The sequence below is a fragment of the Phaeobacter sp. BS52 genome (assembly GCF_045040595.1).
GTDB classification, from domain to species: domain Bacteria; phylum Pseudomonadota; class Alphaproteobacteria; order Rhodobacterales; family Rhodobacteraceae; genus Phaeobacter; species Phaeobacter piscinae.
The window spans coordinates 1,348,161-1,361,709 of record NZ_CP090662.1 but is presented as its reverse complement, the minus strand read 5'-3'; the positions used below and the strand labels follow the sequence as shown (position 1 = coordinate 1,361,709).

At 61.1% G+C, this 13,549-nt stretch carries 9 protein-coding genes and 2 pseudogenes; 8 read left to right on the top strand and 3 right to left on the bottom strand.

The window, feature by feature from the left end; translation table 11 throughout:
- Positions 1 to 125: 125 nt before the first annotated feature.
- The 3 genes from L0Z65_RS06625 to miaA form a co-directional block, all read right to left on the bottom strand.
- Positions 126 to 1,796, bottom strand: a complete 1,671-nt coding sequence (locus L0Z65_RS06625) for an ABC transporter substrate-binding protein (protein WP_405111829.1) — start codon at positions 1,794 to 1,796, stop codon at positions 126 to 128.
- A 410-nt stretch (positions 1,797 to 2,206) separates the two neighbouring features.
- On the bottom strand, positions 2,207 to 3,031 hold the full coding sequence (locus tag L0Z65_RS06620; RefSeq protein ID WP_405111826.1) for an AraC family transcriptional regulator: 825 nt from the start codon (positions 3,029 to 3,031) through the stop codon (positions 2,207 to 2,209).
- 273 nt (positions 3,032 to 3,304) lie between these two features.
- Positions 3,305 to 4,177, bottom strand: coding sequence for a tRNA (adenosine(37)-N6)-dimethylallyltransferase MiaA (gene miaA, locus L0Z65_RS06615; protein ID WP_405111824.1), 873 nt, complete (start codon positions 4,175 to 4,177; stop codon positions 3,305 to 3,307).
- A gap of 205 nt (positions 4,178 to 4,382) precedes the next feature.
- On the opposite strand from miaA, the gene pyrH reads away from it, so the two are divergent.
- From pyrH to L0Z65_RS06575, 8 genes and pseudogenes are all read left to right on the top strand, one after another.
- Positions 4,383 to 5,075, top strand: coding sequence for a UMP kinase (gene pyrH, locus L0Z65_RS06610; RefSeq protein WP_405111821.1), 693 nt, complete (start codon positions 4,383 to 4,385; stop codon positions 5,073 to 5,075).
- A 287-nt stretch (positions 5,076 to 5,362) separates the two neighbouring features.
- Positions 5,363 to 5,927, top strand: a pseudogene (frr, locus tag L0Z65_RS06605) (ribosome recycling factor).
- Positions 5,928 to 5,936: 9 nt separating this feature from the next.
- Positions 5,937 to 6,695: an isoprenyl transferase gene (locus L0Z65_RS06600; RefSeq protein ID WP_405111818.1), complete on the top strand. Its 759-nt coding sequence runs from the start codon at positions 5,937 to 5,939 to the stop codon at positions 6,693 to 6,695.
- On the top strand, positions 6,692 to 7,483 hold the full coding sequence (locus L0Z65_RS06595) for a phosphatidate cytidylyltransferase (RefSeq protein WP_096871207.1): 792 nt from the start codon (positions 6,692 to 6,694) through the stop codon (positions 7,481 to 7,483). The genes L0Z65_RS06600 and L0Z65_RS06595 overlap by 4 nt, the downstream gene beginning before the upstream one ends.
- Positions 7,483 to 8,655 (top strand): 1-deoxy-D-xylulose-5-phosphate reductoisomerase, encoded by a 1,173-nt coding sequence (gene dxr / locus L0Z65_RS06590; RefSeq protein ID WP_405111814.1) that lies wholly within the window; start codon positions 7,483 to 7,485, stop codon positions 8,653 to 8,655. Before L0Z65_RS06595 ends, dxr begins: the two co-directional genes overlap by 1 nt.
- A 4-nt stretch (positions 8,656 to 8,659) precedes the next feature.
- Entirely contained in the window at positions 8,660 to 10,009 is a 1,350-nt protein-coding gene (rseP, locus tag L0Z65_RS06585) for an RIP metalloprotease RseP (RefSeq protein ID WP_405111812.1), read from the top strand.
- A gap of 448 nt (positions 10,010 to 10,457) precedes the next feature.
- Positions 10,458 to 12,855, top strand: a pseudogene (gene bamA / locus L0Z65_RS06580) (outer membrane protein assembly factor BamA).
- 5 nt (positions 12,856 to 12,860) lie between these two features.
- Positions 12,861 to 13,511, top strand: a complete 651-nt coding sequence (locus tag L0Z65_RS06575) for an OmpH family outer membrane protein (RefSeq protein ID WP_040168928.1) — start codon at positions 12,861 to 12,863, stop codon at positions 13,509 to 13,511.
- Positions 13,512 to 13,549 lie beyond the last annotated feature (38 nt).

Below are 13,549 nucleotides of genomic sequence, written 5' to 3'. Positions count from 1 at the left end.
GGTGGCTGTACGCCTTGAGTTAGGCCAATGATCGGGCCGCCATCGGCGGCCTGCGAGGCTCTTGAGCGTTTTCTTGCGTCCAGAAGCTTTGGGCCGCGCCATGCGGCGCGGCCCGCTTTGTCAGATCAAGCCTTGATAGCCCATTTGTAGATTTGGGGCAGATCGGCGATGTGCTTGTCTACGCCGACCACACTGTCGGTGTGGTGGCGGATGGCGGTCCGCCAGAAGGGCTGGATGGTAACCCCCTCGTCGATCATGATGGCCTGTAGTTTTGCCATGACTTCGCGGCGTTTGTCGACGTCTGCAAGGGCGTTTGCTTCGGCCAGCAGGCTGTCGAACTCCGCATTCGCAAATCCCGCTTCGTTCCAGGCTTCACCAGAGCGGTAAGCCAGTCCCAGAACCTGGGTGCCGAGCGGGCGGTGGTTCCAGTTGGTGGAGCTGAACGGGTATTTCACCCAATCGTTCCAGAAGGTCGAGCCGGGCAGGATCGTCCTTTTGACCTTGAAGCCCGCGTCACGCAGCTGCGCGGCGACCGCATCCGTGCTGTTCTTGCGCCAATCATCGTCAATGGAGTGCAGTTCGTGCTCATAGTCGAGCATGCCCGCTTCTTCCATCAGTGCCTTTGCTTTGGCCGGGTCGAACGGCAGCCGCGTTACAGACGGGTCGTGTTCTGGGTGCATCGGACCGACATGACAGTTGTCTGCCGCGATGCCGTAGCCGGACATGCCCAGTTCAAGGCAGACGGTATTGTCCACGGCCATCGCAATCGCTTGGCGCACGCGCTTGTCGGCATAGGGCTTGGTGCCGTCGACCTCAGCAAGCTGGTTCGGGCGGATCACGATGGTGAAGCCGGAGGCGATTTCCGAACGGTTCAGGCCGATACCGTCAAAGATGTCGACATATTCCCCAACGGATTCCCAGTTCATATCAATCTCTTCGGCCTCATAGGCCGCCAGGAACGATGCAGGATCTGTGCCATAATCGATGAATTCGATCCGGTCCAGATAGCCGCCTTTGCCTGCTGCGGTGCCCCACCATTCGTGGTCTTCGTTGCGTACGAGTACGCCTTTCACGCCGACCTCAAGCGATTCCGGCAGCATGTAGCCTGTACCGATGGGGTTCTCCAGCATGGTGTCGCCGCTGTGGCTGGCATGGGTGATCTGCGCCGGGTAGTCGGCCATACCTGGAATGATGGTGATATCGGGTGTGTTTGTTTTCAGCAGGACGGTATGGCTGTCGACAACTGTGATGGCGCCTTCAGCAGCCTTGCCGGTGTCGGCATCGATCAGCGTTGCCATACGGCCTGCCATCGAGTTGCCCTCGACGCTCTTGTCGCACCAGTTTGTGATGTTGCGAGCGACGTCCTCGGCGGTGAAATCGTCGCCATTGTTCCACTTTACCCCCTTGCGCACATGCAGGGTGAACTCAGTCGCGTTGTCGTTGACGTCCCAGCTTTCCAGCAGCAGAGGCTCAAAGGAACCATCGCTGTTGTATTCCACCAGAAACTCCAGCCAGCCAGACGTAAAGGTGGCGATTTGCGCCCAGTCATAGGTACGCGGATCCTTCAGGGCGCGCACCTCCATCTGCATGCGCAGGGTGCCGCCCTGTTGCTTATCTCCAGCGGCCTGAACCGGGCTGTCGAGACCGATCAGCCCGTAAGCGGCGGAGGCGGTGACGCCAAGCGCAGTGGCGCGGGTCATGAATTCGCGTCGGTCCATCTTCCCAGCAAGGGTTTCTGTCGCATACATCTTTGCCGCCGGGTGCAGATTGGTCCCGGTGATGGTGTCTTTTGTCATGTGGCTCTCCCTGTTGCACCGCAAGATCTTTTCTTCTGGGACGGCGGGCCAGTCGGATCTGGCGGATGCCGTTTGTGGTGCTGTGTTCAACGATTGTTTCCCCGTTTGGCCATTCGGCCCCAGAACGAGGGGTAGGTCAATGTAGGTTATCGACCTTTCGTATGTATTTTGCGACATTTCTGGTGTCGTTTTTGTATTTTGACTGCGGAACGCCCGGTCTGAAGGGATTAGTACTGGGCATAAGTGCCCAGTCTGACATGGCGCCATGACTCGTTTGTCAGGGTGACTCGCTGTCTGCCTCGGCGGAGGTCGCGGGCATTACATAAATGCGGGTCTGCGATGACCTGAGTGGCACCGGCTGATGAGATGTGGCAGGTGCGGAAGAGATTATTTGCGGAAGGAAAACCGGATCAGACGCTGTGTTTCAGCTTGTCACGGGCCTGTTTGCGCAGCCGACTCGGGGTCTCGCCGGTGTGCTGGGTGATGAACCGCGTGAAATAAGCCGCGCTGCCAAAGCCAAGGGTTGCTGCGATATCGCGCATCGGCAGCTCTGACGTGATCAGCAGGCTGCGGGCCGCATGAAGCTGACGCTCGGTGAGCAGGGCACCCGCTGTCTTGCCGGTCTCGGCTTTGCAGACGCGGGTCAGATGGGTTGGCGTCACATTCAACGCTGCTGCGTGATCAGCCATGCTGGCGTGCTGGGCGTAGCATTCAACAATCCGACCGCAGTACCCTTGCGCCAGTCTCTGTGCGGCGTTGGGTTTGCTGGCGGTGCTGTTTCGTGCCGCCATCAGGCGCCGCACATGGATTGCAATCAGCGTGCCATGGGCCTGCATCGCACGGTACCACAGCGCCGGGCGATCCTGCTGCTCGGCCTGCATAGCCTGAAACATGCTGTTGATCACCGCCTGATCCTGCGCGTCCGGGATGCGTAACGTGTCGGCACTGTCAGGAAAATCCATCGGCGTAGACGCCGGGATTGTCATCACCTGCCCGATACACTGACGCCCCAGTTCCAGCGACCACAATGTGCCCGCAGGTACAAAGATCGCGCTGTTGGGGCCAAATCCTCGCTGCTGACCATTCAGAAAGACCCGTCCCTGACCACGGGTGATCCAGATCAGCAGGTTTTCGGTGAGGTCATGCGCCAGTTCGACCTGCCAGGGTCCATCGGGGGTCAGCTGCGACAGCGGTGCGACAGTGATCTCGCCGATATGGGTGGGGTCAAAAGGCATAGGATGGATATGGTATGTGCTGCTCGTATTTTCCGTGCGCGCAAATGGCCACGAAAAACTGATTCTGGCAAGTTTTTGCCGAAAAATGCGTAAGGATTTAGTCGAATTGCAGATGGCGCATGGGTTTTGAGCAACAATGCGCGCATACCGCACGGTCAGCGGGACGGATTGTCCCGCCCCGATGCAGGGAACTGCGGTCGTGATGTCAATTTGGCCGACGGCGCCGCCCGGACGGGTCCTTAGCCCGGACAAGCCCCGCGCATGATGTTGCATCTAGCCGGGGCGGTGGCAGTGCCAGCCCCTCATGCGGGCGCGGAACCAGGTGCGCTGGCGTTTGGCAAATTGCCGGGTGGCGACTGCCGCGCGCTCGCGGGCCTCGTCTTCGGTCAGATCACCCAAGTGATGGGCCATCAGTTCCGGCACTCCGATGGCGCGGCAGGCGGGCAGGGCTGGATCATAGCGGTCCTGCATGGCAGCGATCTCCGCCATGGCTCCCATATCCATCATCACATCAAAGCGGCGGCGAATGCGCGCCTCAAGCCAATCCTTGTCGATGTCAAAGACAATTGCGGTGCAGTGATCCAGCGGCAACGGCGGCGGCGGCGTGTCTGCCTGCCAGTCGGCCAGCCCGCGCCCAGTAGCGGTCAATACCTCATAGGCGCGCTGCACACGGGCGCGGTTTTGCAGGTCGATCCGGGCGGCGGTGGTTGCGTCCAGCGCCGCGCACATCTCCGCGAGCGACAGCGCATCGGCCTGCTGGCGGACCTCTGCCGGGGTGGCAGGTATTTCGGCCAGCCCCTGCGTGAGCGCGGCGAAGTACAGCCCGGTGCCACCGACAATTATCGGGCGCGGGCCTGTGCTGAGCAGCGGCAACACCTCACGCAGCCAGTGGCCAACGGAATAGTCGGCATCGTAGGGCTGGTGACCATAAAGCAGATGCGGCGCCATCGCCTCCTCCTCGGCGGAGGGGCGGGCGGTGATCACCCGCCAGCAGTCATAGACCTGACTGGCATCGGCGTTGACGATCACCCCGCCCTGAGTTTCGGCGATCCGCAGGGCCAGTGCGGATTTGCCGGAGGCGGTTGGCCCGGCGATCAGCACCGGTTGGTGGGCTGGGATCTCTGGCAGCTCGGTCAAGTCGGTCATGCAGGGCGTCCTGTTCTTCGGATGTTCCCCAGCGCGCAGGGCAGAGCAGCAAGGCGGCGCCGAAAAACATGTCAGGCCGCATTGATCCTGCCGCCGATTTGCTTCATTTTGCGCGCAAAGTAACCCCGTCATATTCCGGAGCGCAACATGCCCCTTACCAACGATCAGCCGGAGGCCACGCCGAGCGGCAACCTATAAACGTGTCATGCTGAAAATTTCAGGTGAAGCACTGATGGGGGACCAGGGGTATGGTCTGCATCCGCCCACCGTTCAGCGTATTGCCCAGGAAGTGAAATCCGTGCGCGATATGGGCGTGGAGATCTGCATGGTGATCGGCGGCGGCAATATCTTCCGCGGCCTGTCCGGCTCTGCCCAGGGGATGGAGCGGACCACGGCGGATTACATGGGGATGCTGGCCACGGTGATGAATGCGCTGGCGATGCAGTCGGCGCTAGAGGAGCTGGGTGTGTTCACCCGCGTGATTTCCGCCATTCGCATGGATGAGGTGGCCGAGCCGTACATTCGCCGCCGCGCGGTGCGTCACCTTGAGAAGAAACGGGTCTGCATTTTCGCCGCCGGGACCGGCAATCCCTATTTCACCACCGACACGGCCGCGACCCTGCGCGCCAATGAAATGGCCTGTGAGGCGATCTTCATGGGCAAGAACGGCGTCGATGGCGTTTATGACAAGGACCCGGCGCAGCATGATGACGCGGTGCGCTACGATGATATCACCTACGATGAGGTGCTGGCCAAGCGTCTGAAGGTGATGGATGCCTCGGCCATTGCGCTGGCGCGCGACAATAACCTGCCGCTGATGGTGTTCCCCTTGGATGAACCCGGCGGGTTCCGCGGTATTCTGGCCGGGAAGGGCACCTATACCAAGGTGCATGGCTAACATCCCTCTCCATTGTTTGAGGGCGCTCAGTGCGGGCCGTACGGCCTGCGGGTGAGACACAAACGGGCCGTGCGTTTGGATCAATCCAGCGCGCGGCTTTGTTGTGCCGGGGGTGTGCCGGGGGCTGAATCAGGCGCCGAGGGCGTGTTTGATGGCAGATCCCTGAGCGCGGCGGGCCATGCGGCGGGGCAGGCGGGCGCTTCAAAACTGCGGCAAGATCGCTATACAACCCCCCGTCAATGTCTTATGAGCAATACAAACACCGCCTCAAGTCAGGGGAGAGCAGAATGTCTGACGATTTTATTCTCGATACCGATGATCTACAGCGCCGCATGGATGGCGCCATGGCCAACCTCAAGACCGAATTTGCGTCGCTGCGGACCGGTCGCGCCTCCGCGTCGATGCTGGAGCCGGTTATGGTGGATGCCTATGGGTCGATGACACCGATCAATCAGGTTGGCACTGTCAATGTGCCCGAGCCGCGTATGGTCACCATCAACGTCTGGGACAAAGGTCTGGTCGGCAAGGTCGAAAAAGCGATCCGCGAATCCGGTCTGGGCATCAACCCGCAGCTCAACGGCACCATCATCATGCTGCCGATCCCCGAGCTGAACGAGGAGCGCCGCCGGGATCTGACCAAAGTGGCTAAGCCAATATGCCGAACACGCCCGTGTCTCGATCCGCAATGTGCGTCGCGACGGTATGGACCAGATCAAGAAAGCCAAGGCCGACGGCATGTCCGAGGACGACCAGAAGCTGTGGGAAGGCGAAGTTCAGGAGCTGACCGACAAGATGATCAAGGTCGTTGACGCGGCGCTGGAAACCAAACAAGCCGAAATCATGCAGGTCTGACACCTGCAGATGTCACAGAGCACAGACACCGCCTTGGCGCCGAGTGAGGGCGAGCCTGCCCCGCAACGCGGTCCCAAACATGTGGCCATCATCATGGATGGCAATGGCCGCTGGGCACAGGCGCGGGGCCGTCCGCGGCTGTTCGGCCACCATGCGGGCGCCAAACGCGTCCGTGAGGTGGTGGAATGCTGCCCGAAGCTGGGGGTGAAATACCTCACCATTTTTGCCTTCTCGACGGAAAACTGGAAGCGCACACAGGTTGAGGTCGCAGGCCTGATGAGCCTGTTTCGCCGCTATATCTCCAAGGAGATGAAGGCGCTGTCGCAGCGCAATGTGCGGGTGCGCTTCATCGGCGATCGGGTGCGGTTGGACAAGAAACTGGTCACGTTGATGGATCAGCTGGAACAGGAAACGGCGTGTAATGACGGCACCCAGCTGACCATCGCGCTGAACTACGGCAGCCGTGATGAGGTGGCCCGCGCCACCAAACGACTGGCCGAAGATGTGGCCGCCGGGCGGCTGGATCCTGCGGATGTGGATGAGGAAACCCTGCCGCGCTATCTTGATACCCATGTGCTGCCGGATCCCGATCTGGTCATTCGCACCAGTGGCGAAGCGCGGATTTCCAACTTCCTGCTGTGGCAGTCAGCCTATGCTGAATATGAGTTTATCGACACGCTTTGGCCGGATTTCACTGCTGATGAAATGGACCGGCTGTGCCGCAGCTACGGGCAGCGGGATCGCCGGTTTGGCGCGGTGAAAACATGAGCGGTGCAGGACGCTGGGGTGATCTGATGCCACGGATGATCTCTGCCGTCGTGATGATCCTTGTGGGCGGCTGGGCGGTCTGGCGCGGTGGTGTGGTCTTTGACCTGCTGATTGCGGCGGCGGGCGGCGGCATGATCTGGGAGCTTTTGCGCATGGTTGCGCCGCATCGTCAGGGGGTGGCGCTGCCGCTCGGTGTCCTGTCGATGGGCGCGGTTCTGGCGGCGGCTTTGATGGCGGGCAGCGGGGCCGTGGGTCTGTTGCTGATCCCGGCTCTCCTCGGCGCGGTTGCGCTGGATATTCGCCGCGGCCTGTACCTTGGCTTTGCGCTTTGGGTGCTGTTCGCCGCCTATGCCTTCATCTGGATGCGCAGCACATTGGGCCTGGACTGGATGGTCTGGCTGATCTCGGTCGTGGTGGCCACGGATGTCGCGGGCTATTTTGCCGGTAAAACCTTTGGCGGGCCGAAATTCTGGCCCCGTGTCAGCCCCAAGAAAACCTGGTCCGGTACCTCTGCTGGCTGGGGCGCGGCGGCGATTGTCGGCGCGATTTTTGCAGCGCAGGCGGGGCTGGGCTTTGGCGTGGTGGTGCTGTCGGTGCTGGTCTCCATGGCGAGCCAGGCCGGTGATGTGGCCGAGAGCGCGCTGAAGCGCAAGATGAGCGTGAAGGATTCCAGCGCGCTGATCCCCGGCCACGGCGGCTTGTTCGACCGGTTTGACGGGATGCTGGGCGCAGCGGCGATGGTGCTTCTGGTGCTCAGCCTTTGGGGTTTGCCCGGCGGGACGATGTAATGCGGAAGATCTCGATTTTCGGGGCCACCGGATCCATTGGTCAGAACACGATTGACCTGATCCGGCGGGCGCCCGGCGATTATGATGTGGTGGCGCTGACTGGTGGCGCCAATATTGCCCGGCTGGCGCAGGATGCGATTGCGCTGAAGGCAGATATCGCTGTCACCGCTTATGATGACCAGCTGCCTGCGCTTGAGGCCGCTTTGGCCGGGTCAGGTGTGGCCGCTGCGGCAGGGCAGGCGGCCCTGGCTGAGGCGGCGGCGCGGCCTGCGGATTGGGTGATGTCGGCCATTGTTGGCGCGGCCGGGCTGGCACCGGGGCTGGAGGCGCTGAAACAGGGCGCCACGCTGGCCCTGGCCAACAAGGAATCGCTGGTCTGCGCTGGGGCGCTGCTGCTGGAGACGGCACGGCGCCACAACGCGCGGCTGTTGCCGGTCGATAGTGAGCATTCGGCCGTATTTCAGGGGCTGGTCGGTGAGGATATCTCCGCCGTGGAGCGGGTGGTGATCACCGCCTCTGGCGGGGCATTTCGGGATTGGCCGCAGGAGCAGCTGAAGACAGCCACGGTGGCGCAGGCCTCCTCCCATCCCAATTGGGACATGGGGCAGCGGATCACCATCGACAGCGCGTCCATGTTCAACAAGGCGCTGGAAGTTATTGAAACCCGTGAATTCTTTGGCGTGGCGCCAGAGCAGATCGAGGTGGTGGTACATCCTGAATCCATCGTGCATGCGCTGGTCGGGTTTCGCGACGGGGCGCTGATGGCGCATCTGGGCGCGCCGGATATGCGCCACGCCATTGGCTATGCGTTGCATTGGCCGGAGCGGCGGGAGTTGCCGGTCGAGCGGCTGGACTTGGCGCGGTTGGCGCAGTTGACATTCCGCGCACCTGACCCGGCACGGTATCCGGCCCTGCAATTGGCCTATGACGTGATGGACCGAGGCGGCCTCACGGGGGCGGTGTTCAACGCCGCCAAGGAACGCGCGCTGGATCATTTCATCGCCGGACGCATCGGATTTCTGGATATGGCGGCGGTGGTCGCGCGGGTGCTGGCGCAGTTTGACAGCGCGGATCGCGGGCTAGATGAGGCAATGACCCTTGATACGGTGAGCCGGACCGACCATCTCGCCCGTATGGAAGCCGACAACGCAATTTTAGACTATGTAAGGTAAGCCCTTGGATTTCGTCTCCTTTCTTCCGCAGCTTGGCGGGTATCTCTATGTGATTGCCAGCTTTGTGGTGGCGCTGTCGGTGATTGTCGCTGTGCATGAATATGGCCACTATATCGTCGGGCGCTGGTCCGGGATCCATGCCGAGGTGTTCTCGCTGGGGTTTGGCCCGGTGCTGTTCTCCCGTGTCGACAAACGCGGCACCCGCTGGCAGGTGGCGCTACTACCATTTGGCGGCTACGTGAAGTTCCTTGGAGATGCCGATGCGGCCTCGGGCAAGGATGCGGACGCGATGGCAGATGCTGCTGCGGATCCAGCTGCGCTGCGGCGCACCATGCATGGCGCACCGCTTTGGGCGCGGTCGGCAACTGTTGCGGCGGGACCGGTGTTCAACTTCATCATGTCGGCGCTGATCTTTGCGGGTGTGTTCATGCTGCAAGGCACCATGCGCGATCCGCTGACCGTGGAGCGGCTGGTGCCGCTGCCGGGGCTGCAGACGGGGCTGCGCGAAGGCGACGCGCTGTTGCAGATCGAAGGGGTAGACGTGCCCTCACTGGAGGACAGTGCCGCCTTTACCGCCTTCCGCGATGCGGTGCCGGAGCAGCAACCGCTGACCTATACTGTGCTGCGGGATGAGCGGGAGGTCGCGGTCGAAGGCCCCTATCCCTGGCCACCGCATGTGCGCGGTGTGGCGCCGCGCAGTGCCGCCGCCGATATCGATCTGCAGCCGGGGGACGTGATCACCGCCGTTGATGGTGCTCCGATCTTTGCCTTCGATCAGCTGAAACGCGCCGTTGAAAGCGCGGAAGGCAAGGTCCTGCTGCTGGATGTCTGGCGCGCGGGCGAAGAGTTTGAGATGGCGTTGGCACCACGGCGCGTGGATGAGCCCCAGCCAGAAGGCGGATTTGCAACTCGCTGGCGCATGGGGATTGCCGGTGGTCTTGCCTTTGACCCCGCGACGGAGACGGTTGGTGTCGGCGAGGCGCTCGGCGGTGGCGCGGCGCAGGTCTGGGGCGTGGTTGAAATGTCACTCTCTGGTCTGGGGCATATGATCACCGGCGCGATCAGCACCTGTAACCTCTCCGGTCCGATTGGCATTGCTGAGACCTCCGGCGCGATGGCAAGCCAGGGGGCTGAAAGCTTCATCCGGTTTATCGCGGTGCTGTCTACCGCCGTCGGGCTGCTGAACCTGTTTCCGATCCCGGCGCTGGATGGCGGGCATCTGGTGTTCTACGCCTATGAGGCCGTCACCGGGAAACCGCCCAATGATGCGGTGATGCGGATCCTGATGAGCGTGGGCATTGCGGCTATTCTCAGCCTGATGATGTTTGCGCTCTTTAACGACATCTTCTGCTAAACGTGTTTTCGCCGACCGGGGATGACCCGGTCGGCGCTGTGATCCGGTGCCGGATCCTGCGACGGGTTGGCGCGCCCAACTGTCGCCACATTCCCTTGTTAATCCTTTGGTAAGCCGCCAGTGGGCAACGGCGTCGCAGATCGCGGCAAGGTTGTGGCGGATGTGGGATCATTATTGATAGTGGGAGAGTGGACGCCATGAGCAGCCTGCGGATTACCAATTCTGGATTTGGTCTATTTATGCGCCTCAACTGGGACCGTGCCATGTCTGTGGCGACGATTTTGGGGGCGCTTGCTGCCGGTGCCTGGATCGGCAGTCTCTGAGTTTTCAAGCTGTTGCAAGCGATCTGGCGCGTGGGGTGATCCCGCGCGCCTATTTGTTGTTTTTGACAAGCGTCGATAAACCCGATACGCACGGATTAAGCTGTAAAAAAATCGGGTTTTGACTGATGGTTCGGGGGAAGCACACGGGTACATCCTGTGGGGGGCGCAAATTGGGTGCCCATATTTTGTATAGAAACGTATCTGCCGCAGCGCTGGCAATTGCATTGGGTTTTGTCCTGACGCCAGAGATCGCCGTGGCGCAGAGTTACAGTTTCACAAACGTTCAGGTCGAGGGCAATCAACGCATCCAGACCTCAACAATTGTGGCTTATACGGGCATTGAACGGGGTAAATCCGTCAGTGCCGGTCAGCTCAATGATGCCTATCAGCGTATTCTTGACAGCGGTGTTTTTGAAACCGTCGAGATCGTGCCGCAGGGCAATACGCTGGTGATCAAGGTCACCGAGTTCCCGACAATCAACAAGATCAGCTTTGAAGGCAATCGCCGCATCAAGGATGACGCGATGCTGGCCCTGATCGAGATCGGCGCCGCGCCGGGTGTTTAACCCGACTGTTGCCGAACGGGATGCCTCCAACCTTGCGGAAGCTTATGGCGCGCAGGGGCGTTTGGCCTCGACCGTGACACCGCGCATCATCCGGCGCAGCGACAACCGCGTTGATCTGGTGTTCGAAATTTCCGAAGGCGACACCATTGAGGTGGAGCGCGTATCATTCGTGGGCAACCGGGTCTATTCCGACCGTCGCCTGCGTCGCGTGCTGGAAACCAAACAGGCGGGTCTGCTGCGGACCTTCATTCGGGCGGATACGCTGATTGAAGACCGTCTTGAGTTCGACAAACAGGTTCTGCGCGATTTCTACCTGTCGCGCGGCTATGTGGATGTGCGTATCAACAGCACCAACGCCGAAGTTACCGAAGAACGCGACGCCGCCTTCCTGGTGGTTGATATCACCGAGGGCCAGCAGTTTGAGTTCGGCGAGATTTCGGTCACCAGCGAAATGTCAGAAGCCGACGCTGATGAGTTCCGCAAGGTGCTGAAGGTGCGCCCTGGCGTGACCTATTCCCCAAGCGTTGTTGAAAATGCGATCCGGCGGCTGGAAACCTTTGCCATCCGCAAGGGGATCGATTTCCTGCGGGTGGAACCGCGCATCAGCCGCAATGATCGGGATCTGACTCTCGATGTCGATTTTGTTCTGACCCGCGGACCACGCGTGTTTGTTGAGCGGATCGATATCGAAGGCAACACAACCACGCTGGACCGGGTGATCCGTCAACAGTTCCGCACAGTTGAAGGCGACCCGTTCAACCCGCGTGAAATCCGCGAGAGCGCAGAACGCATCCGGGCGCTTGGGTTCTTTGAGACCGCAGAGGTGGACGTTCGTGAAGGCGGCAGCGCCGGTGAGGTGGTTGTCGATGTGGACGTCGAAGAGAAACCAACCGGATCGCTGAGCCTTGGCGGGGCCTATTCGGTCAACGATGGTTTCGGCATCAGCCTGGGCCTGTCGGAGAACAACTTCCTTGGCCGTGGCCAGCGTCTGTCGTTCAACATCTCCACAGCGCAGGATAAAGAAGAATATACTCTCGGCTTTACAGAACCCTACCTGTTGGGCCGCGACCTGCGGTTCGATCTGGATCTGGGCTTTTCGGAAACCGATTCCAGTTTTGCCCTTTATGATACCAAGCGGGCGTTTTTCTCGCCTGCGCTGACGTTCCAAACCTCCGAGAACAGCAATCTTCAGGTGCGCTATACCTGGGATGAGGACGAGATGATCAGCCGGGGCGACGATTCCTCCGGCTTCCCTCTAGCCGGGCCGCTTGTCCGAAGCGAGATCAATCAGGGCGCTATCAACGCCAGCACCATCGGCTTTACCTATACGGTGGACAGCCGGTTGAACGGTCTGGACCCGAATTCGGGGTATTTGATCCAGGTCGGCGCTGACTATGCAGGGCTTGGGGGCGACTCTGAGTATCTGCGCAGCACCGCGAAGTTCATCGCTCAGCGGCGCGTCTTTAACGAAGAGGTCACGTTGCGCGCCACCATCGAGGCGGGTGCATTCAGCTGGCAAGGGGACGGGTTCAGCCGCTCCATCGACCGGTTTGTTCTGTCGCCCAGCATCCTGCGCGGTTTTGAACCCGGTGGGATTGGCCCACGGGATCAGTCACCGAACGGAAGCGGCGGAAATTACAACGACTTCCTCGGCGGCAACTACTACGCAGCTGCGCGTTTTGATGCGGAATTCCCGCTGGGTCTGCCCGAAGAGATCGGTCTGCGCGGTGGTCTGTTCTATGATGTTGGCAACCTTTGGGGTTTGAACAACGCCGATACCGGCGCCGCCGGTGGGAATATCGTTGGACGCGGCGGCTCTTATCGCCATGTCGTCGGCTTCTCGCTGCTGTGGACCACAGGTTTCGGGCCCTTGCGCTTCAACTTCTCCAAGGCGCTGAAGAAAGAGGACTTCGACCAGGAGCAGAGCTTTGACCTGACACTTCAGGCGCGGTTCTGATCGCAATGACACAAGCTGTGGACACACGGCACAGGGGGGCGCTGGCTGGTTGGCTGGCGCCTTTTCTGCGCGCTCTTGTCGTGCTGCCGTTGATGAGCCTGCCCGGTATCGCGCAGGAGGCGACGGTGCCCGCGGCGGGGTTTCCGATTGGGGAAACGCTGCAACTGGGGTCGCCACAGACGGGGCTGTTGACCATCCAGTCCGAGCGGCTCTACGCCGAGAGTGCCTTTGGCCAACGGGTCACGCAGGAGCTGGACGCCGAGGGCGCGGTGCTGACGGCGGAGAACCGCAGGATCGAGGCGGAGCTGCGTGCGGAGGAGCTGGATCTGACCGAGCGGCGCAGCAGTATGGATCCCGAGGCCTTTCGCGCATTGGCGGATGCCTTCGACAAGAAAGTGCAGGAAACCCGCCGCAATCAGGATCAGAAGCTGCGCGATATCAACCAGATGGGCGAAGACGCGCGGCGCGATTTTTTCACCGCGTCCTTGCCGGTGCTGCAGCAGATCATGCTGGAAGCGGGCGCCGGGGCCATTCTGGAGCATGCCAGCGTGTTCCTCAGTGCCGATGCGGCGGATGTGACGGATCTGGCGATTGCGCGGGTAAATGAGGTTCTGGGCGATGGTCGCGACAGTCAGTCTGAGGTCGACAGCGAGTGATCTGAGATCGCAGTTCTGGCAGAGGTCAGATCTGCCCG